This is a genomic window from Massilia aerilata (assembly GCF_042656905.1).
Lineage (GTDB): Bacteria > Pseudomonadota > Gammaproteobacteria > Burkholderiales > Burkholderiaceae_D > Telluria > Telluria aerilata.
The window spans coordinates 23,257-43,775 of the sequence record NZ_JBHSMZ010000017.1 but is presented as its reverse complement, the minus strand read 5'-3'; the positions used below and the strand labels follow the sequence as shown (position 1 = coordinate 43,775).

Below are 20,519 nucleotides of genomic sequence, written 5' to 3'. Positions count from 1 at the left end.
AGTACGGGATTTTTGCCCGCCTGCCCGCGGGTGGCTGGCCTAGTACAATGCGCTACCCCCGACTCAGGCCGCCCCGATGTTACAGCTTCCGCTCTCTCCCGCCGTGGTATTACCGATCGCCCTGCTGTCCACCGCCGGCGTGCTGGTCCGGCCGTTCCGGGTCGCGGAAGCCTGGTGGGCGGTGCTGGGTGCGCTACTGTTACTGTTGACCGGACAGGTGGAACTGGCCGAGCTTGCGCGCGCGGTCGGGCAGGGCACGGACGTCTATCTGTTCCTGATCGGGATGATGCTGATTGCCGAGATGGCGCGTATCACGGGGCTGTTCGACTGGATCGCGGCGCACGCGGTGGGCTGGGCCAGGGGGGCCGCCAGCCGCCTGTTCTGCATCGTGTACGCGGTCGGCATCCTCGTCACGACCTTCATGTCGAACGATGCGACCGCGGTCGTGCTGACGCCCGCGGTGCTGGCGGCCGCGCGGGCGGCGAAGCTCGAGCGTCCCCTGCCTCACTTGTTCGCCTGCGCCCTGATTGCCAATGCCGCGAGCTTCGTCCTGCCCGTCTCCAATCCCGCCAACCTGGTGGTGTACGCCAGCCGGATGCCGCCGCTGCTGGACTGGTTGCGGCTGTTCCTGCTGCCTTCCGCCATCGCGATCGCCGTCACCTTCGCCGCCCTGTACTGGACCCAGCGCGCCGACTTGAAACTGCGCCTGAACGAGGACGCCGAAGTCCCGCCGCTGTCGGGGGACGCGAAAACCGTGGCGGGCGGGATCGGCCTGATGGCCGTGCTGCTGCTGGTGGCCTCGAGCCGCGGGATCGACCTGGGCTGGCCCAGCTTCGCGGCCGGCCTCGCCACCTTCGTGGTCGTGTTCCTGCGCGCCCGTCCGGCGGCGCTGAGCGCGGCGCGCGAGATGTCCTGGTCGGTCCTGCCGCTGGTCGGGGGTTTGTTCGTGCTGGTGGCGGCGCTGTCGAAGATCGGTGTCGCCGACGCGCTGGCGCGCATGCTGGAACAGCTGCACGCGACGGCGCCGGCGTGGAGCGCCTGGGCGGCCGGCATCGCAACGGCGCTGGTGTCGAATATTGCGAACAACCTGCCCGCCGGCCTGATCGCCGGCGCGACCATGGCGGCCAGCCACGCGGCGCCGAATGTGAGCGCCGCGACCCTCATCGGCATCAATCTCGGGCCCAACCTGTCCGTCACCGGTTCCCTGGCGACCGTCCTGTGGCTCACCGTGCTGCGGCGCGAGGGGATCGAGGTCGGCTTCTGGCAGTTCCTGAAAGTCGGCGCAATCGTGATGCCGCTGGCGCTCTTGCCCTGCCTCTGGGCCGTCGCCTTCAGCTGAAACTAGCGCAGCCTTTCGATGGCCTGGTCCGCCACGCCGGGCAGCAAATCCGCCACGCGGCCGCGGCCGGGAATCGCCAGCCCCGGCGCCAGCTCGGCCAGCGGCGCCAGCACGAAGGCGCGCTCGTGCATGCGCGGGTGCGGCACAAGAAGCGCGGGAGCGTCAGCGATGACCTCGTCGTCATACAGCAGCAGGTCGAGGTCGAGGGTGCGCGGGGCATTGCGGTAGGGGCGCTCGCGGCCGTGGGCCTGCTCGATGCCGTGCAGCGCGGCCAGCAGGGCGCGGGGGCTCAGCGAGGTGTCGAGTTCGGCCACCGCGTTGACGTAATCCGCGCCCGAGGAATCGATGGGCGCGGTGCGGTACAGCGAGGACGCGCGCAGCAGGCGCACCCCGGGCACCCAGGCCAGGCGGTCCAGCGCATCGAGGACGTTGGCGTGCGCATCGCCCAGGTTGGCGCCGATGCCGACCCAGGCGCTCATTCGTCGTCGGTGCCCGCAGCCTGGACGCCGGCGTCGTGCTGGACCCCGCCGTCCTCGCCGGTCTTGCGCGGGCCGCGGCGGCGCGGGCGCTTCTTCTTGTCGGCGCCGGCCGGTTCGCGGGCGGTGTTGATCAGGCGTTCGCGCTCGGCGATGTCGCCGGCATAGAAGGTGGCCCACCAGTTGCCCAGCTCCGCATCGAGCTCGCCCGATTCGCAGCGCAGCAGCAGGAAGTCGAAGCCGGCGCGGAAGCGCGGATGCTCCAGCAGCTTGTACGGCGCCTTGCCGGTGCGGCGTTCGAAGCGCGGCTGCATGGCCCAGATGTCGCGCATGTCGGTGGCGATGCGGCGCTGCAGGGCCAGCGAGTCGGTCTGGTTGTCGAGCACGTCGTCGGCGGCCAGGTGCAGGGCAGGGATCGGCGCTTCATTGGCGGCGCGGTAGGCGTTCCACTTTTCCAGCACCTGGTGCCACAGCAGGGAGGCGAACAGGAAGCCGGCCGAGACGCCCTTGCCGGCGCGGACGCGGGCGTCGGTCGATTCCAGCGCCAGGGTCACGAACTTCATGCCGATCGGCTGTTCCAGCACCACGTCCAGCAGCGGCAGCAGGCCGTGGTGCAGGCCGGAGGCGCGCAGCTCCTTCAGGCAGGCCAGCGAGTGGCCGGACTGCAGCAGCTTCAGCATCTCGTCGAACACGCGCGCGGCCGGCACATTGTTGATCAGCGGGGCCATCACCGGGATCGGGGCGCGGGTGGCCGGCTCGATCGTGAACTGCAGCTTGGCCGCAAAGCGCACCACGCGCAGCATGCGCACCGGGTCTTCGCGGTAGCGCGCTTCCGGCTGGCCGATGATGCGCAGGATCCTGGCGCGGATGTCCTCGATGCCGCCGTGGTAGTCGAGCACCGACTGCGTGGCCGGATCGTAGTACATGGCGTTGATGGTGAAGTCGCGCCGCTCGGCGTCTTCGTGCTGGGGGCCGAAGTTATTGTCGCGCAGGACCCGGCCGTGTTCGTCCTTCGGTGCGTTGTTGTTGACGGCGTTGCCGCGGAAGGTGGTCACCTCCAGCAGCTCCTGGCCGAACATCACGTGCACGATCTGGAAGCGGCGGCCGATGATGAAGGCGCGTCGGAACAGCTTCTTGACTTCTTCCGGCGTGGCGTCGGTGGCGATGTCGAAGTCTTTCGGCTTCACGCCCAGCAGCAGGTCGCGCACGGCGCCGCCGACCACGAAGGCCTTGAAACCGGCTTCCTGCAGGGTCTGGGTGACGCGCACCGCATTGGGAGAGAGCAGCTTCGGGTCGATGCCATGCTCTTCAGCGCCGAGGATCACGGGCTGGGTGGGGTCGCGCTCGTCTTTCACGCCAAGGATCTTGCGGATGAATTTTTTAATCATTGAACAGGTGAAGTAAAGGCCAGCCGTGGGTGCTTGCGTGTTCGGCCAGTCTGGCGCTCGGATTGGTCGCCACCGGGTGCGAGACGACGGACAGCAGCGGGATATCGTTGTGCGAATCGCTGTAGAACCAACTACGCTCGAACGTGTTGAAGGGTTTGCCCAGGCCTTCCAGCCAGGCATGCATGTGCACGACCTTGCCGTGGCCCTGGGTCGGGGTACCTGCTAGCCTCCCGGTCGGGTGGCCGCGTTCGTCCAGGTGCGGGCGGGCCGCGATCAGGTGTTCCACGTTCAGCGCGCGGGCGATCGGCGCCGTCAGCCAGCCGTTGGTGGCGGTGATGATGGCGACCAGGTCGCCGGCGTCCAGATGGCGCTTCAGCAGCTCGACGGCCTTCGGCTTGATGGCCGGTTCGATCACGTCGCGCATGTACTGCGCGTGCAGGTCCTGCAAATGGGCGGGCTCGAAGCCGGCCAGGGTGCCGAGGGCGAATTCCAGGTACTCGACCGGGTCGAGGGTGCCGGCCTGGTACTGGGCGAAGAATTCTTCGTTGCGGCGCTGGTAGGCATCGCAATCGACGACCTTGTTCCGCACCAGGAACTGGCCCCACTCGAAGTCGGAGTCGATCGGCAGCAGCGTATGGTCGAGGTCAAACAGCGCGAGATTGCTCATTCTTTTACATCGTTTTGCGGGTTTCCCTGCAGCAGCAGGTCACGCAACAGGGGCAGCGTGACCGGGCGCTGGGTCTCGAGCGAATACTGGTCGAGGGCGTCCAGCATGGTCGACAGGGAGCGCATGTCGCGCTTGAAATGGGACAGCAAATAGGGTAACACGCTGGCCGACAGCGTCAAACCGCGCGCCTCGGCGGCCTGGGTGAGGGCGGCGATCTTCTCGTCGTCCGACAGGCCGTGGATCTGGTACACCAGGCCCCACCCCATGCGGGTACGCAGGTCTTCGCGCACCGGCAGCACGGCCGGCGGCACCGGGCCGGCGCAGACCATGTAGGCGCCGTGCTCGCGCACCTGGTTGAACAGGGCGAAGGCGTCGATCTGGCGCTTGGGCGACAGGCGGTTGATGTCGTCGACCAGGTAGAGGCTGATGTCCGGCGTGTACGTGAATTCCTTGGCGCTTGCGTCGGCGGCGATGTAGCGCGAGCCGGGCGTGGCGGCCAGGCCGTGCAGGATGTGGGTCTTGCCGGCGCCGGTTTCGGCCCACAGATAGCAGAAATGCTCGCGCGAGGCGCGTTGCGCGAACTGGTGCATCAAGTGCGCCATTTCGGCATTCGCTCCTATCTGGAAGGTGTCGAGGCTTTGCGCCGGGTCGGCCGCGCCTAAATCGAGCACCAGCTGTTTCATGGCTTGCATCTCATCCGGGCAGAGGGAAAAAAGGCATCTTCTTCTTGTTATTGCTAAAATAGCGGATTGACCAGTTGGCCGTTCCCGGCAGTGACGCGGGTGCGTTCAGTTGATTCACCGCTATCTATTTTACCGCCTCCGCTGCCAAATATCATGAGCCAACCGTCTAATGTTTCTCTCTCCTACCGCGATGCCGGTGTCGATATCGATGCCGGCGATGCCCTGGTCGAAGCGATCAAACCGTTTGCCAAGCGCACCATGCGCGAAGGAGTGCTCGGCGGCATCGGTGGTTTCGGCGGCCTGTTCGAGATCAGCAAGAAGTACAAGGAGCCGGTCCTGGTGTCCGGCACCGACGGCGTCGGCACCAAGCTGCGCCTGGCTTTCGAGCTGAACCGCCACGATACGGTCGGCATCGACCTGGTCGCCATGAGCGTCAACGACATCCTGGTGCAGGGCGCCGAGCCGCTGTTCTTCCTCGACTACTTCGCCTGCGGCAAGCTGGACGTCGCCACCGCCACCGCCGTGGTGAAAGGCATCGCCCTGGGCTGCGAACAGTCCGGCTGCGCGCTGCTGGGCGGCGAAACCGCCGAAATGCCGGGCATGTACCCGGACGGCGAATACGACCTGGCGGGCTTCGCCGTCGGCGCCGTGGAAAAATCGCAGATCATCGACGGCTCTAAAATCACCCCTGGCGACGTCGTGCTGGGCCTGGCATCCTCGGGCATCCACTCGAACGGCTACTCGCTGGTGCGCAAGATCATCGACGTCGCCAAGCCGGACCTGGACGCCGACTTCCACGGCCGCAAGCTGGCCGACGTGCTGATGGCGCCGACCCGCCTCTACGTCAAGCCGCTGCTGGCCCTGATGCAGTCGATGGAAGTGAAGGGCCTGGTGCACATCACCGGCGGCGGCCTGGTCGAGAACATCCCGCGCGTGCTGCAGGATGGCCTGACCGCCGTGCTGGATGCCAAGTCGTGGACCATGCCGCCGCTGTTCCAGTGGCTGCAGCAGCATGGCGGCGTGGCCGACGCCGAGATGCACCGCGTGTTCAACTGCGGCATCGGCATGACCGTGATCGTCTCGAAAGAGAACGCGGACGCCGCCATGGCCCAGCTGCAGGCAGCCGGCGAGACCGTCTACCGCATCGGCGAAATCCGCGCCCGCGCCGAGGGCGAGGCCCAGACCATCGTCAACTGAGAGGCTGGAAACGATAAAAAAGGCGCCTGTTTTTACCAGGCGCCTTTTTTGTTGCCTTACTGTATCACGGCGTCCTTGCCGATATGCCTGTCGAGGAAGGTCTCGACGCGGCCCCAGAAATCGATCTGGTTCTTCGGCAGCGACCAGCCGTGGCCTTCGTCCTGGTACTCGATCCATTCGACCTGCTTGTTGGTTTTGGTGACGGCGTCGTAGAACTTGCGGCCATGGTACATCGGCACACGGTGGTCGACGCCGCCATAGGCCATCAGCAGCGGCTGCGTGATGCGCGCGGCCTGCTGCAGCGGCGAGGTGGCGGCCAGCTGCGCCGCATCCTTGACCGGGTCGCCGACCATCTCCGGCATCCCGTACGACTTCCACTCGTCGCTCATGTCCGATTTAAAGCTCCAGTGGCCGTCGTACAGCAGCTGGATGTCGGTGACGCCGACCCAGTCGACGCCGCAGCGGTACAGGTCGGGATCCTTGACGAGGCCCATCAGGGTCGCGTAGCCGCCGTAGCTGGCGCCGGCGATGCAGATGCGCTTCGGATCAGCGATGCCCTTGGCGATGGCCCAGCGCGTGCCGTCGGCGATATCGTCCTGCATCTTGAGGCCCCACTGCTTCCAGCCGGCCCTGAAGTGGCGCGCGCCGAAGCCGGTCGAGCCGCGGAATGCCGGCTCCAGCACCGCATAGCCGCGCGAGGCCAGGAACTGGGTCTGCGCGCTCCAGCCCCAGCTGCTGCCGTGCACATAAGGGCCGCCGTGCACCAGCACTACCATCGGCAGCTTCGCGCCTTTCGGGGTGCCGGCCGGGATGGTCAGCAGGGCCGGGATCTCCAGGCCGTCGCGCGCCTTGTAGCGCAGGACTTCCTGGCTGGCCATGCGGCGCGTGTCGATGGCGGGACGGGCTTCGCCGACCTTGTTCAGCTTCCCGCTCTGCACGTTGTACAGCATGTAGACGGCGGGCTGCACGTCGGAGTAGGAACGTACCAGTACCCAGGGTGCGTCCGGGCTTGCGGCCACCGAGACCATGTTCACGGTGGAAGGCAGCAGCTTGTCGATCTTCTCCTGCAAGGCCTTCATGGCCGGGTCGAACCAGATGCTGGCCTGGGCATCGGTTTCGTAGCGCACGCCCAGCAGCTTCGCGCGGTTGGCGACCAGGTCGCCCGTGAAATCGTAGCCCTGGGTCTCGATCAGGGGCTCGTCCTGGACCTTGCCGGCCTGGTAATCGAAGGCGTACAGCGCCAGGGTGTCCTTGCCGCGGCGCGCGGTCACGTACAGCGTGCCGTCGGCGCCGAAGCCGAGCGGGGTGAAGCCGCCCTTGCTGCCGGTGAAGGACTGGTAGCTGACCAGGGCGCGCCACTTGTCGTTGGCCGGGTCGAGGTAATACAGGGTGGTCTGGTCGCGCTCGTGGCCCATGGCCAGGCGCGGCTTGCCCTGGTGGTCGAGCATCCAGCCGTCCACGCGCGCCGGGCGCTGCACCACGCTGCTTTGCCCGGTCAGGGTGTTCAGGCGCAGCAGGTTGACGTTGCGGACATGGCCATCGTCGTCGTCGAAGTCGTAGCTGGTGACGTACAGCCATTCCGAATCCTGGGCGCCGTCCTCGCCCATCAGGAAGGTGGACCAGGGCAGGATCTTCTTCGCCGCAAAGCTGCCGGCCTCGCTGACGAATTCCTCGCCGCGGCGGTCGGCCAGCTGGCGCATGTTGCTGCCGTCGCGGTTGACCGCGAACAGGCCGGCGCCGAGGTAGGTGTCGCGCGGGCCGACTTCACGGTCGGTCAGGTCGAAGGCCAGGCGCTCGTCGTTCACCCAGGTGACGTGGCCGATGTCGGCGTCGCGGAATCCGGCCACCACCTTGAGCGTGTTTTGCTGCAGGTCGATCACGGCCAGCACGGTGCGGCGGCCGGGCGCGCCGGAACGCGCGGCCAGGTAGCGGCCGCTGGGCGAGAGCAGGGCGCCGCCGAAGCTACTGCCGTCGAAGAAGCTGGCCAGCGGGACCGGGGCCGCGGCATTGCCGGCTGGCGCGGACTGGGCCGAGGCAGCGGGCGCGGCGGTGGCGGCGAGCGGCAGGGTAAGCAGGAGTGCCAGCGCGGCGCGGCGGCACAGGGACGGGAAGTACATGCGGATCCTTGACGAAATGCGGCGGCAGGTTCGCCGCCGCGGTTCGAAAAGAATAACAGCGTGTAAATTCTTTGTAGGCAACATTTCTGAAAAACGTTGCCTTCGTGATACATCTTTACAATTCCTCCGGCGCCCGGATATGGTCGACCAGCCCGATGGTCTCGCGCGGCGGCGCGGGAGTGAGCAGGCTGACCGCGGCCAGCACCGCCAGGCCCGCCGGCACTCCGAACACCCCGGCCGAGATCGGCGCGATGTGGAACCAGGCGCTGTCCGCGTTGCCGCCCAGGATCGGGTTGGTGTGCAGCATGTAGTAGACGCAGACCAGGAAGCCGGCCAGCATCCCGGCGATCGCGCCCTGCTGGTTGGCGCGCTTCCAGAACACGCCCGCCACCAGCGCTGGAAACAAGGTTGAACCCGCCAGCGAGAAGGCGGCGCCGACCAGGGAAAGGATGTCGGCCGGCTTCTGCGAGGCGACGTAGGCGGCGATGAAGGCCACCGCCAGCAGCAGCAGTTTCGAGATCGTGACCCGCTTCTGGGTCGAGGCGCCCGGGTCGACCATCTTGAAGTAGATGTCGTGCGAGAGCGCGTTCGAGATCGCCAGCAGCAGGCCGTCGGCGGTCGACAGCGCCGCCGCCAGGCCGCCGGCCGCCACCAGGCCCGAGATCACGTAGGGCAGTCCGCCGATCTCCGGCGTGGCCAGGGTCAGCACGTCGCCGTCGATCGCGATCTCGGCCAGCTGCACGATGCCGTCGCCGTTGATGTCGGCGATGCTGATCAGGGGATTCGCCTTGTCGACGTTGGCCCAGTAGGACACCCAGGTCGGCAGCTTGGCAAAGTCGCTGCCGACCAGCGCGGTGTAGATGTCGTACTTGGCCAGCACCGCCAGGGCCGGCATGGTCAGGTAGATCAGCAGGATGAAGAACAGGGTCCAGAACACGGATACGCGGGTCTCGTGCACCGAGGGCGTGGTGTAGGCGCGCATCAGGATGTGCGGTAAAGCGGCGGTGCCGAACATCAGGCAGAACACCAGCGCCAGGAAGTTGTTGCGGCGCTGGTTTGACTCCTCGCTGGTCTTGCCGGGGAAAGGTTCGGCGTGCGGCTCGGGCGGCTGGGCGCGCGCGAGGTTGGCCGCGCGTTGCTCGAGCCAGATGCGCGCGGCTTCGTCGGCGGTGCGCGGATAGGCGATCAGCTCGCGCTCGGCGTTGCGCACCTCGCCCAGCGAGGCATTGCGGGCGCGCGCCTTGTCGAGGCGGCGCTGGACCTCGATGCGTCCGGCTTCCCAGGATTGCGGCAGCGTGGCGAGGCGGGCCGCGTATTCGTCGGCCCTGGCCTGGAAATGCGCACGCACTTCCAGTTCGCGCGGATCCCGCGCCAGCTGGGCTTCGCGCTTGGCCAGCTTGGGCAGCACCGAGCCGTAGGCCACCTGCGGCACCGGATTGCCGGCGAACTTCATGGACAGCCACACGGTCGGAATCGAAAAGGCGACCAGGATGATGATGTATTGCGCCACCTGGGTCCAGGTGATCGCGCGCATCCCGCCCAGGAAGGAGCAAACGAGGATCGAGGCCAGGCCGAGGAAGATCCCGACCGAGAAATCGACGCCGGTGAAGCGCGAGGCGATCAGGCCGACCGCGTAGATCTGCGCCACCACGTAGGTGAAGGAGACCACGATGGTGGCGCTCACCGCCAGCGCCCGCACCACGTTGCCCCGGTTGTCGCTGCCGCCGTAGCGCGCCGCCAGGAAGTCCGGCACCGTGTACTGCGCGAACTTGCGCAAATAGGGCGCGATCAGGAGCGCCACCAGGCAGTAGCCGCCGGTCCAGCCCATCACGTAGGCCAGGGCGTCGAAGCCGTGCAAATACAAGGTGCCGGCCAGGCTGATGAAGCTGGCCGCCGAGATCCAGTCGGCCGCCGTCGCCATGCCGTTGAACAGGGCCGGCACCCGCCGCCCCGCCACGTAGTACTCGGACACGTTCGAGGTGCGCGCCACCACGCCGATGATCGCGTACAGCACGATGGTGGCGAACATGTACAGGTGGCCGATCCACTGGCGCGGCATGCCCTCGTTTTCGAGGATGGTGAGCGCCACCAGGAACAGGGCCAGGCAGGCCGTGAACCACAGGTAGTAGCGCGACAGGCGGCGGAAGTAGCTGCGGTTCTTGCTCTTCTGCGTGTTCACGCGCCCTCCCTCAGCATGCGCACGAACTCGCGGTCGAGAATCCGCATGCGCCAGGCGTAGGCGCCGAGGATGGCCAGGTAGATCAGCGAGGCGCCCTGGGCCGCCAGGTAGAAGGACAGCTGCCAGCCGAACACGGACAAATGGGCCAGGTCGCGCGCGAAGAACACGGTGCCGAAGCCGGTCGCCAGCCACAGCGCCAGCAGGACCAGGACCAGGCGGCGCGTGCGCTGCCAGTGCCGGGCGCGGGCGGCGAGGATGCGTTCGCGCGGCGGCGGGGGAGGTGGGGAGGCGCTGTCAGTCGGCATCGGGTTCTAGCGGTGCGGGTAAGGGTGGGAAGCTCAGGCGGAACAGGCTGCCCGGGTATTTTTTCTGGATGCTGCGCGGGTTGTTGAAGATCTCGATCTCGGCGCCGTGCTGCTGCGCGATCTCGCGCACGATCGCCAGACCGAGGCCGGAGCCGGAGGCGCTGGAGCCGAGGATGCGGTAGAAGCGCTCGAACACGCGCGGACGCTCGCCCGGCGCGATGCCGGGGCCGGTGTCCTCGACCTCGAGCAGGGCCAGCTCGCCATCGCTGCGCACGCGCACGGTGACGCTGCCGCCTGCGGGTGTATAGCGCAACGCATTGTCGATCAGGTTCGACAGCAGCTCGCGCAGCATCATCGCGCTGCCGGCGATTTCCAGCGCGCCGTCCGGGTCCTCGTAACCGAGGTCGATCTCGTGGACGAAGGACGCCGTCACCCAGTCCTGCACCACGCTGCGCGCGAGCGCCGCCAGGTCGAGCGGCTCCAGCGCCAGGCCGGCATGCGGCTGGTTCTCGGCGCGCGCCAGCGCCAATAACTGGTTCACCAGGCGCGTCGCCGATTCCGAACTCTTCGCCAGCTGCTCCAGCGAGCGATGGATCTCTTCCGGATCGACCTGGCGCAGGGCCAGTTCGGACTGCATGCGCATGCCGGCCAGCGGGGTCTTCATCTGGTGCGCGGCGTCGGCAATGAAACGCTTCTGGGCGTCGATGGTGTGCGCCAGGCGCGCCAGCATGTCGTTCAGCGAACCCACCAGCGGCGAGATCTCTTCCGGCACCTGGCGCGAATCGATGGGCGACAGATCGTCCGGCGGCCGTGCGCGGATCCGCTCCTGCAGCTGGGCCAGCGGCGACAGTCCCCGCGACAGCGCGAACCAGACCAGGGCCAGGATCACGGGCAGGATGATGAACTGGGGCAGGATCACGCCCTTGATGATCTCGTTGGCCAGCTGGGCGCGCTTTTCCAGCGTCTCCGCCACCTGCACCACGGCCAGGCGCGCTTCCGGACTGGCGGCGCCGGCATCGAGCAGCGGCTGGAGCTTGACCCAGGCATAGGCGACCCGCACCGGCGTGCCGTGCAGGCTCTCGTTGCGGAAGTGGACGCGGCCGCTGCGCTCGGCGTCGTCCAGCGGCGGCAGCGGCAGCTCGCGGTCGCCGTCGATGACTTCGTTGCGCGGCCCGGTGATCTGGAAGTAAACGCTGTCGACGTCGTCGGCGCGCAGGATGTCGCGCGCGCTGCCGGGCAGGCGCGCCACCACCTTGCCGTTCACTTCCTTGACCTGCTGGGCCAGCACGGTGACGCTGTCTTCCAGCGCATGGTCGAAGGGTTGGTTGGCGATCGATTTCGCCACCAGGTAGGTGATGGCGATGCTCATCGGCCACAGCAGCAGCAGCGGCGCCAGCATCCAGTCGAGGATCTCGCCGAACAGCGAGTGCTGGATGCTCTCTTCGGCCTCGGGGGGCGGCGGCACATACACCGGTTCAAGCGCAGGCTCGAGCGCCGTGTCGTAGCCGGCGACGGGCTCGGGCGCGCGGCGCCGCTTCAGGGACCTCACTGGGCAGTCTTGCGCGCGCCGTCGGAATAGCGCTCAAGGCAGTAGCCCAGGCCGCGCACGGTGGCGATGCGGATGCCGCCGGTTTCGATCTTCTTGCGCAGGCGGTGCACATAGACCTCGATGGCGTTGTTCGACACTTCCTCGCCCCATTCGCACAGGTGGTCGACCAGCTGTTCCTTGGACACCAGGCGCCCGGTGCGCGCCAGCAGGATCTCGAGCAGGCCGAGTTCGCGCGCCGACAGGTCCAGCATCTGGTCGTCGATGTAGGCGCTGCGGCCGACCTGGTCGTAGGCCAGCGGGCCGTGGCGGATCACGGTCGAGCCGCCGCCCTGGCCGCGCCGGGTCAGGGCGCGCACCCGCGCTTCCAGTTCCGACAGGGCGAAGGGCTTGGCCATGTAGTCGTCGGCGCCGGCGTCGAGGCCGCCCACGCGCTGCTCGATCGAGTCGGCCGCGGTGAGGATCAGCACCGGCAGCAGGGAGCCGCGCGCGCGCAGGCGGCGCAGCACGTCGAGCCCGGACAGCTTCGGCAGGCCGAGGTCGAGGATCAGCAAATCGAACTCCTGGGTCGAGAGCGCGGTGTCGGCATCCTGGCCGTTCTTGACGCAATCGATGGCATAGCCGGACTGGCGCAGGGAGCGCGTCAGGCCATCGGCGAGTACGCTATCATCCTCGGCTAGTAAAATACGCATCTCTGTTACCCTCGGTTGTTGGTTGGACCCTGATTGCTTGCATATTGTGTGTGATCTTTCGCAACATGTCGATTGCGTCAAACGGCAGTAAATATCGCTTGCCAAAACCACTGGGATTTTATACAGTACTTCCTATTGAAATCGCGCGAGCGGCCCTTATCTTGGTTCACTCTAGGACAGAAAGAAAGTTATGGACGACAAAAAATCCGCAGTAAACGCAGCAGAGAAGGGCAAGGCGCTGGCAGCAGCCCTCGCGCAGATCGAAAAGCAGTTCGGCAAGGGCTCGGTCATGCGCATGGACGCCAACGCGCCGGTCGAGGAAGTGCAGACCGTGTCCACCGGCTCGCTGGGCCTGGACATCGCCCTGGGCGTCGGCGGCCTGCCGCGCGGCCGTATCGTCGAGATCTACGGTCCGGAGTCGTCGGGTAAAACCACGCTGACCCTGCAAACCATCGCCCAGATGCAAAAGCTGGGCGGCACCTGCGCCTTCATCGACGCCGAGCACGCGCTGGACGTCGGCTATGCGCAAAAGCTGGGCATCAAGCTGGACGAGCTGCTGATCTCGCAGCCGGACACCGGCGAGCAGGCCCTCGAAATCACCGATGCGCTGGTGCGCTCGGGCAGCGTCGACCTGGTGGTCATCGACTCGGTGGCGGCACTGACCCCGCGCGCCGAGATCGAAGGCGACATGGGCGACTCCCTGCCGGGCCTGCAAGCCCGTCTGATGTCGCAGGCGCTGCGCAAGCTGACCGGCTCGATCAACCGTACGAACACCCTGGTGATCTTCATTAACCAGATCCGTATGAAGATCGGCGTCATGTTCGGCAGCCCGGAAACCACCACCGGCGGTAACGCGCTGAAGTTCTACGCCTCCGTGCGCATGGACATCCGCCGTACCGGTTCGATCAAGTCCGGCGACGAGGTGATCGGTAACGAAACCAAGGTCAAGGTCGTCAAGAACAAGATCGCGCCGCCGTTCAAGGAAGCCCACTTCGACATCCTGTATGGCGAAGGCACTTCCCGCGAAGGCGAGATCATCGACCTGGGCGTGGACAACAAGATCGTCGAGAAGGCGGGCTCGTGGTACAGCTACGGTGGCGAGCGTATCGGTCAGGGCAAGGACAATGCACGTCAGTTCCTGAAAGACCGCCCGGCCCTGGCGCGCGAGATCGAAAACAAGGTCCGTGCCGCCCTGGGCGTGCGCGAACTGGCGCCAGTGGCTGCCGGTGAAGCGCCGGCCGCCGTGGCAGCCGCTGCCGACGAGTAAGCGTTTGTTGGCGCCCCAGTGAGGCAGGTCCTTAGTCTGAAAGCGCGCGCATTGAAATACCTTTCGATGCGCGAGCACAGCCGGCTCGAGCTGGGGCGCAAGCTGTCTCGCTATGCCGAGGAGGGTGACGATGTCGAAGCCCTTCTCGATTTCCTTGAAAAGAACAACTGGCTGTCGCAGGAACGCTTCGCCGAATCCCTGGTGCACCGGCGTGCCGGCCGCTACGGCAACAGCCGCGTGCTGGCCGAACTCCAGCAGCATGGGGTGAAGGGCGAGGATCTCGACGAGCTCAAGTCCGGCCTGAAAGAAACCGAAGTTGCCCGCGCCCGCGAAGTATGGCGCCGCAAGTTCGACCGGGTCCCGCAGGACGCCGAAGAACGTAGTAAACAAATGCGCTTCCTGATGGCGCGTGGTTTTTCGCAGGGCGCGATCCGCAGCGCCATGCAGGGACGGGACGAGGACGACGAGTCCTGATCCTCAACGCGTCATCCTTAACGCGTCTAACAAAGCCCTCAGGGCAAGGCGCACCGTCGAAGACAGTACGTTAGTACGGCGAGACGGAGCAACGCCGCCATGAGGGCTTTGTTAGACGCGGGAGGCCCAAGCGCACAGCGCCATCCGCCGACGTGCCCTGGCACGTCTCCTCAACGGCGGAATGACGCTGTGCGCTTGGAACACAACAATTCTCTTTATCTTCCTTGCAAAACTGCCTACAAAATCAGCAGCCGGGTGCATCCGCCAGCGCCCTGTGCTAAACTTTCATGGTTTAAGCAGCGCCGCAAGAGCGGTTGTTGCCGTAGAAGCTGCGGCAACGTGCATCAGGCACAACGGCTGCATACTTTTTTCGCCGCATTCCGGCATTGGTGTTTATGCCCCTGTCATCCCCCGCTCCGCGTAAGCTAAGGCACACGCGCGCCATTACCGTCGAAGCGTACGCGCGCGACGATGGGCTGTGGGACCTCGACGCCTGCATTCGCGACATCAAGACCCACGATATCGAACTGCCTTCCGGCCAACGTCCGGGCGGCCTGCCTGTGCACGACCTCAAGCTGCGCGTGACCATCGACCGCGACATGCTTGTCACGGACGCCGAAGCTTCGTCGGATGCCGTACCCTATCCCGGTTATTGCGACACCATCGCGCCCGCTTACAAAAAACTGATCGGCTTGTCGCTGATGAAACATTTCCGGCTGCACCTGAAGGACCGCCTGTCCGGTGTCCTCGGATGCACCCACTTGACCGAGCTGGCACAGGTCCTGCCCACCGCGGCAATCCAGGCCTTTGCCGACGAAGCCATGGAAAATCGCGAAGCCGCGCAATCGGCCGAGCGTCCATATGAACTCGACCGCTGCCACGCGCTGCGCACCGACGGCCCCGCCGTCGCGAAGTACTACCCGCGCTGGGCCTTGAAGGTGGTATCGGGGTAGTATTTTTATTTATCCAACCGTATTCACATCAGTAAACGAAGAAGGGAAGCCAGCATGAAAATCCATGAGTATCAAGGCAAAGAGATCCTCCGAAAGTTCGGAGTGACCGTTCCGCGCGGCATTCCGTGCATGTCGGTGGACGAAGCCGTCAAGGCAGCTGAAGAGCTGGGCGGCCCGGTCTGGGTAGTCAAGGCGCAGATCCATGCTGGCGGCCGCGGCAAGGGCGGCGGCGTGAAGGTTGCCAAGTCGATCGACCAGGTGCGCGAGTACGCGAACCAGATCATGGGCATGCAGCTCGTCACCCACCAGACCAGCCCGGAAGGCCAGAAAGTGCGCCGCCTGCTGATCGAAGAAGGCGCCGACATCAAGCAAGAACTGTACGTCTCGCTGGTCACCGACCGCGTCACCCAGAAGATCGTGCTGATGGCCTCGTCGGAGGGCGGCATGGACATCGAAGAAGTCGCGCACAGCAACCCGGAAAAAATCCACAACGTCGTGATCGAGCCGTCGGTCGGCCTGACCGACGCGCAGGCTGACGACGTCGCCCGCAAGATCGGCGTGCCGGAAGGCTCGATCGCCGCTGCCCGCGCCAACCTGCAAGGCCTGTACAAAGCCTACTGGGAAACCGACTGCTCGCTGGCCGAGATCAACCCGCTGATCGTGACCGGCGACGGCAAGGTCATCGCCCTGGACGCCAAGTTCAACTTCGACCCGAACGCCCTGTTCCGTCACCCGGAAATCGTGGCCTACCGCGACCTGGACGAAGAAGATCCGGCTGAAGTCGAAGCATCGAAATTCGACCTGGCCTACATCTCCCTGGACGGCAACATCGGCTGCCTGGTGAACGGCGCCGGCCTGGCCATGGCCACCATGGACACCATCAAGCTGTTCGGCGGCGAGCCGGCCAACTTCCTGGACGTGGGCGGCGGCGCAACTGCCGAGAAGGTCACCGAAGCATTCAAGATCATGCTGAAGAACCCGGGCCTGAAAGCCATCCTGGTCAACATCTTCGGCGGCATCATGCGCTGCGACGTGATCGCCGAAGGCGTGATCACCGCATCCAAGGCCGTCTCGCTGAAGGTGCCGCTGGTCGTCCGCATGAAGGGCACCAACGAAGACCTGGGCAAGAAGATGCTGGCCGATTCGGGCCTGCCGATCATCGCCGCAGACACGATGGAAGACGCAGCGAAGTCGGTCGTCGCCGCTGCTGCTGGCCAAGCCTAATTCGCAAAGGAAATAACATGTCGATTCTGATTAACAAAGACACCAAAGTCATCACCCAAGGTATCACCGGCAAGACCGGCCAGTTCCACACCCGCATGTGCCGCGATTACGCGAATGGCCGTGAAGCCTTCGTCGCCGGTGTGAACCCGAAAAAAGCTGGTGAAGACTTCGAAGGGATTCCGATCTTCGCATCGGTCAAGGAAGCCAAGCAGAACACCGGCGCCAACGTGTCCGTGATCTACGTGCCGCCGGCAGGCGCCGCCGCCGCGATCTGGGAAGCCGTCGAAGCCGAACTCGACCTGGCAATCTGCATCACCGAAGGCATCCCGGTCCGTGACATGATGGAAGTCAAGGACCGCATGGCCAAGGCCGGTTCGAAGACCCTGCTGCTGGGCCCGAACTGCCCAGGCCTGATCACCCCGGACGAGATCAAGATCGGCATCATGCCGGGTCACATCCACAAGAAGGGCCGCATCGGCGTCGTTTCGCGCTCGGGCACCCTGACCTATGAAGCAGTCGGCCAGCTGACCGCACTGGGCCTGGGCCAGTCGTCGGCAGTCGGCATCGGCGGCGACCCGATCAACGGTCTGAAGCACATCGACGTGATGAAGATGTTCAACGACGATCCGGACACCGACGCGGTCATCATGATCGGCGAGATCGGCGGCCCGGACGAGGCGAATGCTGCTCACTGGATCAAGGACAACATGAAGAAGCCGGTCGTCGGCTTCATCGCTGGCGTCACCGCGCCTCCGGGCAAGCGCATGGGCCACGCCGGCGCGCTGATCTCGGGCGGCGCCGATACCGCGCAAGCCAAGCTGGAAATCATGGAAGCCTGCGGCATCAAGGTCACCAAGAACCCGTCGGAAATGGCTCGCCTGCTGAAGGCCATGCTGTAATCGATTCGTTCTAATAGTAGTGATGCAAACGGGGAGCTTCGGCTCCCCGTTTTTTTTGCCGGGATGCCGACATTTTTCGACAAGGGACAATTTTTGACATACCCGGCTGACAAAAATTGTCATACGGCAAGGGTAGTACTGACAAAAAGTGGCGCTGGCACGGCGTTTTGATGTCTCGGTGCTAACGATTCTGCCTGGAAACGACCTGGCACGGCGGTTGCATATAGTAGAGGGCAGAAGCAAGCAGTCACCCTTTAAACGTCGTACCAAAACTGGAGAAACACCATGAAAGCACCGAAAATGATGAAGAAAGCCGAAGCCGGCTTCACCCTGATCGAACTGATGATCGTTGTTGCCATCATCGGTATCCTGGCAGCTGTTGCTATCCCGGCTTACTCGAACTACACCATCAAGGCCAAGGTTGGTGCGGCAATGAGCTCTGTTGCTTCGCTGCAGACCGCGGTTGCTAACTGCATCCAGGAAAACGGCGGCGTGGCAACTACCTGCGACAGCGGCACTGCCGAAGTCCCGGCCTTCACCCCGACCAAAGAGCTGTCGGGCGCTGTTGTCACCGACGGCGAAATCGTCGCAACCTTTGCTGCAGCCGGTATCGGTAGCGGTGTGAATGGCACGACCTTCACGATGACCCCGTCGGCTGTCGCAAATCAGACCACCATTACTTGGCGCGTCACTACCACTGCTTCGAATAGCACGGCGGCACAGACCCTGACCAAGAACAGCGTGACTCCTCCGTCGGGTTCGTAATCTGACCACAGTACAAGAAAGCCGCCCTCGGGCGGCTTTTTCTTTTCCTCTCAAAAATCCTCCAGGCACGAGGTGACCCATGTCCAGCTCCGCACATCCGGTTTCGCGCTTGTCTCTTCCCGCATTTTCGGACCGGCCCTGGTTCTCCCTGCTCCTGATCGCCGCCATGGCAGTGGCGTTCCTGTGGTGCTCCGGCCACGACGAGCAGCGTTGTGCCCAGCTCGTGCTGCTGGCAATCCTCGCCGGCGCGGTCATCGCAGGGCGCGGTGCGGCGCAAGCCGTTAGCGGCATGCGTCCCGCCGCCCGAATGTGCCTGGCAGCTTTCTTCACGCTGGGCGCGATCTCGGTGTCGATGGCTTTTTCGCTGCGCCATGCGATCTACGAGTGGTCGATCCTGTTGCTCCTGCTGCTGGCCGCAGCACTCCTCGCCGCGGAACTGGCCCGCACCGGCAAAGGCGGCCTGCAAGCCGTCCTGGTCTGCATGGGCGTGGCCTGCCTGCTTCATTCCCTGCGCGTCCTGCTGATGTATGCGGCGGCGCTGACCAGCGGTGTGCAGATCGACATGCATGTGCTGGCCGTCGGCTTCAGCAATGTCCGCTTCCTGAACCATACCCAAACCGCGCTGCTGTCCCTGATCGTCCTGCTGTGCCTGCAGGCGCCGAAAAGAACCGTCATACGCCGCACCTGGTTTGCCCTGGCCGCGTTCTGGTGGGCGCTTCTCTTTGTCAGCGAAGCGCGCGCTACCATATTGGCGTTCGGCGCCGCCGGCGTCGCAGTCCTGCTCTTGCGCCGCTCGCATGCACGCGCACTGCTGGAAATGATGGCGCTGACCGCCCTTGCCGGCGTCGTCGTCTATGTGCTCGGATTCATTCTGTTGCCTCTGCTCGCCGGACTGGGGTCGATCGGCGTGCCATCGAACGTCGTGGCACGCACGGCGGCCGACCCGTCTTCGGGCCGCACGCTGCTGTGGAAACTGGCGCTGCAGCTGATCGCTGCCCACCCCTGGCTGGGCGTCGGCCCGCAGCACTTCGCGCACGAGGGTGCAAAGCTTTATATTGGCGCCCACCCTCACGATTGGCTGTTCCAGATCGGCGCCGAATGGGGCGTTCCGGCCCTGCTGTGCCTGCTCGGCGCCATCGTTCTGGGCGTGCGCGCATTGGCCGGCAGCGGTAAACGGATTGCGGCGGAGGATGTGCACAACCAGCAGATCCTGGCCGCCTTGTTGATGGCTTGCGCCGCCATCTTCGTGGATGGCCTGTTTTCGGGCGTGCTCGTGATGCCGCAGAGTCAGCTTGCCATCGCACTCGTCATCGGCTGCGCCGGCGGCTGGCTGCGTTCGCTCGATGCAGGTATGGCGCCGCCGGCGCCATCGCCGGCAGCGCGCATCGTCACGGCCATGCTTGCGGCGGCAGCCTTGTGCGGACTGGTATGGTCGGTAGCGCCCGACTTCATGCGCCATGCCCGGGGCGATGCACCGACGCCTGCCGAAAAGGCAATCAACAACAAGGGAAACTGGCCCCGCCTCTGGGAAGCCGGCTACTTCTAGACGATATTCTGCCGGTCCGCCAGCAGCACCTCATAAGTGAGGTTCTGGATCATCGTGTGGTGGACCGGGTCGAGATCGAGGAACTGGACGCCGTAGGCGAACATCTCGCTGCCGTCGGCCTCCTTGCGAATCGCATTCACGTTGCGGACCACTGCCTGGGTCCGCACCCGCATTTCGCCGTCGCCGAGCGGTGAGGGCAAGCCGAATTCCAGCGTGATCTCGCCGCCGCTTTCCGGCAGGGTGAGGGCCGACTCGATGCGCGCGCCGCTGACACTGACATTGCTGAGCGCGCAGTCGACGGCTGCGCCGGCCTGCGGCGGCAGGACCTGGGCCGGGATGTCGACCTTGACCCGCATCGCCGCGCGCAGGCTGGTGCCCTGGATGGTGTCGGGGAAGGACAGGTGGACGTAGAGCAGGGGGCGGTCGAAGACGCGCTGGACCGTGCAGGCGAAGGAGCACACATTCATGCCTGAGAAGACCCGGATGGTGATGCGTTCGCCTTCGACCAGGCCCACCGGAGTGCCGTTTTCCAGCGGAACCTTGACGATCAGGTACTCGTCCTTGACGTAGCCGATCAGCGTCGAAAAATACTGCATCGGCTTGATGCGCCGATAGGTGATGAACTGCAGTCGTACGCCGACCTGCAGGTTCATTGACTCGAATGTAAATTCCTTGGGCGCGAGTTCGCGCTCCGTCTGCATACTGCCCATGTTGTTTTCTGTGGTTTCACTTGCAAAATGGCAACCAAGAATGATAGCACTGGGGTAATTTCTACGCAGCTTGCATGTAAAAAATGCCCGCT

Annotated in this window: 19 protein-coding genes; 9 read left to right on the top strand and 10 right to left on the bottom strand. The window is 65.2% G+C overall.

What is annotated here, in order from left to right; genetic code table 11:
- Nucleotides 1-76 precede the first annotated feature (76 nt).
- Entirely contained in the window at nucleotides 77-1,339 is a 1,263-nt protein-coding gene (locus ACFPO9_RS22430; RefSeq protein WP_379775179.1) for an arsenic transporter, read from the top strand.
- 2 nt (nucleotides 1,340-1,341) lie between these two features.
- Here the strand turns inward: ACFPO9_RS22430 and folK are convergent, their stop codons facing one another.
- The 4 genes from folK to hda are packed head-to-tail and all read right to left on the bottom strand — an operon-like array spanning nucleotide 1,342 to nucleotide 4,553.
- Complete coding sequence (folK, locus tag ACFPO9_RS22425) at nucleotides 1,342-1,818, bottom strand: 2-amino-4-hydroxy-6-hydroxymethyldihydropteridine diphosphokinase (protein ID WP_379775177.1); 477 nt, start codon at nucleotides 1,816-1,818, stop codon at nucleotides 1,342-1,344.
- Nucleotides 1,815-3,203, bottom strand: a complete 1,389-nt coding sequence (gene pcnB, locus ACFPO9_RS22420) for a polynucleotide adenylyltransferase PcnB (protein ID WP_379775174.1) — start codon at nucleotides 3,201-3,203, stop codon at nucleotides 1,815-1,817. The genes folK and pcnB overlap by 4 nt, the downstream gene beginning before the upstream one ends.
- Nucleotides 3,196-3,870, bottom strand: a complete 675-nt coding sequence (locus ACFPO9_RS22415; protein WP_379775171.1) for an HAD family hydrolase — start codon at nucleotides 3,868-3,870, stop codon at nucleotides 3,196-3,198. Before ACFPO9_RS22415 ends, pcnB begins: the two co-directional genes overlap by 8 nt.
- A complete protein-coding gene (gene hda, locus ACFPO9_RS22410; RefSeq protein ID WP_379775168.1) occupies nucleotides 3,867-4,553 on the bottom strand; it encodes a DnaA regulatory inactivator Hda in 687 nt (228 codons plus the stop codon). The genes ACFPO9_RS22415 and hda overlap by 4 nt, the downstream gene beginning before the upstream one ends.
- A gap of 153 nt (nucleotides 4,554-4,706) precedes the next feature.
- Between hda and purM the strand changes: the two genes are divergently transcribed.
- Entirely contained in the window at nucleotides 4,707-5,750 is a 1,044-nt protein-coding gene (gene purM, locus ACFPO9_RS22405) for a phosphoribosylformylglycinamidine cyclo-ligase (protein WP_379775166.1), read from the top strand.
- Between the two features lie 56 nt (nucleotides 5,751-5,806).
- Here purM and ACFPO9_RS22400 read toward each other — a convergent pair whose 3' ends face one another.
- The 5 genes from ACFPO9_RS22400 to ACFPO9_RS22380 form a co-directional block, all read right to left on the bottom strand.
- Complete coding sequence (locus ACFPO9_RS22400; protein ID WP_379775164.1) at nucleotides 5,807-7,867, bottom strand: alpha/beta hydrolase family protein; 2,061 nt, start codon at nucleotides 7,865-7,867, stop codon at nucleotides 5,807-5,809.
- A gap of 115 nt (nucleotides 7,868-7,982) precedes the next feature.
- On the bottom strand, nucleotides 7,983-10,046 hold the full coding sequence (locus ACFPO9_RS22395; protein ID WP_379775160.1) for a sodium:solute symporter family protein: 2,064 nt from the start codon (nucleotides 10,044-10,046) through the stop codon (nucleotides 7,983-7,985).
- Nucleotides 10,043-10,351 carry a DUF4212 domain-containing protein gene (locus ACFPO9_RS22390; protein ID WP_379775158.1) on the bottom strand — a complete coding sequence of 103 codons (309 nt, stop codon included), beginning with the start codon at nucleotides 10,349-10,351 and terminating at the stop codon, nucleotides 10,043-10,045. The genes ACFPO9_RS22395 and ACFPO9_RS22390 overlap by 4 nt, the downstream gene beginning before the upstream one ends.
- A complete protein-coding gene (locus ACFPO9_RS22385; RefSeq protein WP_379775155.1) occupies nucleotides 10,341-11,900 on the bottom strand; it encodes a sensor histidine kinase in 1,560 nt (519 codons plus the stop codon). The genes ACFPO9_RS22390 and ACFPO9_RS22385 overlap by 11 nt, the downstream gene beginning before the upstream one ends.
- Nucleotides 11,897-12,589: a response regulator gene (locus ACFPO9_RS22380; RefSeq protein WP_230026594.1), complete on the bottom strand. Its 693-nt coding sequence runs from the start codon at nucleotides 12,587-12,589 to the stop codon at nucleotides 11,897-11,899. The genes ACFPO9_RS22385 and ACFPO9_RS22380 overlap by 4 nt, the downstream gene beginning before the upstream one ends.
- A gap of 190 nt (nucleotides 12,590-12,779) precedes the next feature.
- On the opposite strand from ACFPO9_RS22380, the gene recA reads away from it, so the two are divergent.
- From recA to ACFPO9_RS22345, 7 genes are all read left to right on the top strand, one after another.
- Nucleotides 12,780-13,856 (top strand): recombinase RecA, encoded by a 1,077-nt coding sequence (gene recA, locus ACFPO9_RS22375; RefSeq protein WP_379775152.1) that lies wholly within the window; start codon nucleotides 12,780-12,782, stop codon nucleotides 13,854-13,856.
- 18 nt (nucleotides 13,857-13,874) lie between these two features.
- Nucleotides 13,875-14,330, top strand: a complete 456-nt coding sequence (gene recX, locus ACFPO9_RS22370; protein WP_379775149.1) for a recombination regulator RecX — start codon at nucleotides 13,875-13,877, stop codon at nucleotides 14,328-14,330.
- Between the two features lie 395 nt (nucleotides 14,331-14,725).
- Nucleotides 14,726-15,283: a DUF2889 domain-containing protein gene (locus ACFPO9_RS22365; RefSeq protein WP_379775146.1), complete on the top strand. Its 558-nt coding sequence runs from the start codon at nucleotides 14,726-14,728 to the stop codon at nucleotides 15,281-15,283.
- A gap of 54 nt (nucleotides 15,284-15,337) precedes the next feature.
- Nucleotides 15,338-16,507: an ADP-forming succinate--CoA ligase subunit beta gene (sucC, locus tag ACFPO9_RS22360; RefSeq protein ID WP_379775144.1), complete on the top strand. Its 1,170-nt coding sequence runs from the start codon at nucleotides 15,338-15,340 to the stop codon at nucleotides 16,505-16,507.
- 17 nt (nucleotides 16,508-16,524) lie between these two features.
- On the top strand, nucleotides 16,525-17,406 hold the full coding sequence (sucD, locus tag ACFPO9_RS22355) for a succinate--CoA ligase subunit alpha (protein WP_379775141.1): 882 nt from the start codon (nucleotides 16,525-16,527) through the stop codon (nucleotides 17,404-17,406).
- Between the two features lie 285 nt (nucleotides 17,407-17,691).
- Nucleotides 17,692-18,171, top strand: a complete 480-nt coding sequence (locus tag ACFPO9_RS22350) for a pilin (protein WP_379775138.1) — start codon at nucleotides 17,692-17,694, stop codon at nucleotides 18,169-18,171.
- Between the two features lie 79 nt (nucleotides 18,172-18,250).
- Nucleotides 18,251-19,717 (top strand): O-antigen ligase family protein, encoded by a 1,467-nt coding sequence (locus ACFPO9_RS22345; protein WP_379775135.1) that lies wholly within the window; start codon nucleotides 18,251-18,253, stop codon nucleotides 19,715-19,717.
- Here ACFPO9_RS22345 and ACFPO9_RS22340 read toward each other — a convergent pair.
- Nucleotides 19,714-20,427, bottom strand: a complete 714-nt coding sequence (locus ACFPO9_RS22340; RefSeq protein ID WP_379775133.1) for a flagellar brake protein — start codon at nucleotides 20,425-20,427, stop codon at nucleotides 19,714-19,716. The two genes, ACFPO9_RS22345 and ACFPO9_RS22340, sit on opposite strands and share 4 nt — an antisense overlap.
- Nucleotides 20,428-20,519 lie beyond the last annotated feature (92 nt).

Coding starts and splice junctions, on each gene's coding strand:
- ACFPO9_RS22430 (WP_379775179.1), top strand. CDS start 77: ATGTTACAGCTTCCGCTCTCTCCCGCCGTGGTATTACCGATCGCCCTG.
- folK (WP_379775177.1), bottom strand. CDS start 1,818: ATGAGCGCCTGGGTCGGCATCGGCGCCAACCTGGGCGATGCGCACGCC.
- pcnB (WP_379775174.1), bottom strand. CDS start 3,203: ATGATTAAAAAATTCATCCGCAAGATCCTTGGCGTGAAAGACGAGCGC.
- ACFPO9_RS22415 (WP_379775171.1), bottom strand. CDS start 3,870: ATGAGCAATCTCGCGCTGTTTGACCTCGACCATACGCTGCTGCCGATC.
- hda (WP_379775168.1), bottom strand. CDS start 4,553: ATGAAACAGCTGGTGCTCGATTTAGGCGCGGCCGACCCGGCGCAAAGC.
- purM (WP_379775166.1), top strand. CDS start 4,707: ATGAGCCAACCGTCTAATGTTTCTCTCTCCTACCGCGATGCCGGTGTC.
- ACFPO9_RS22400 (WP_379775164.1), bottom strand. CDS start 7,867: ATGTACTTCCCGTCCCTGTGCCGCCGCGCCGCGCTGGCACTCCTGCTT.
- ACFPO9_RS22390 (WP_379775158.1), bottom strand. CDS start 10,351: ATGCCGACTGACAGCGCCTCCCCACCTCCCCCGCCGCCGCGCGAACGC.
- ACFPO9_RS22380 (WP_230026594.1), bottom strand. CDS start 12,589: ATGCGTATTTTACTAGCCGAGGATGATAGCGTACTCGCCGATGGCCTG.
- recA (WP_379775152.1), top strand. CDS start 12,780: ATGGACGACAAAAAATCCGCAGTAAACGCAGCAGAGAAGGGCAAGGCG.
- ACFPO9_RS22365 (WP_379775146.1), top strand. CDS start 14,726: ATGCCCCTGTCATCCCCCGCTCCGCGTAAGCTAAGGCACACGCGCGCC.
- sucC (WP_379775144.1), top strand. CDS start 15,338: ATGAAAATCCATGAGTATCAAGGCAAAGAGATCCTCCGAAAGTTCGGA.
- sucD (WP_379775141.1), top strand. CDS start 16,525: ATGTCGATTCTGATTAACAAAGACACCAAAGTCATCACCCAAGGTATC.
- ACFPO9_RS22350 (WP_379775138.1), top strand. CDS start 17,692: ATGAAAGCACCGAAAATGATGAAGAAAGCCGAAGCCGGCTTCACCCTG.
- ACFPO9_RS22345 (WP_379775135.1), top strand. CDS start 18,251: ATGTCCAGCTCCGCACATCCGGTTTCGCGCTTGTCTCTTCCCGCATTT.
- ACFPO9_RS22340 (WP_379775133.1), bottom strand. CDS start 20,427: ATGGGCAGTATGCAGACGGAGCGCGAACTCGCGCCCAAGGAATTTACA.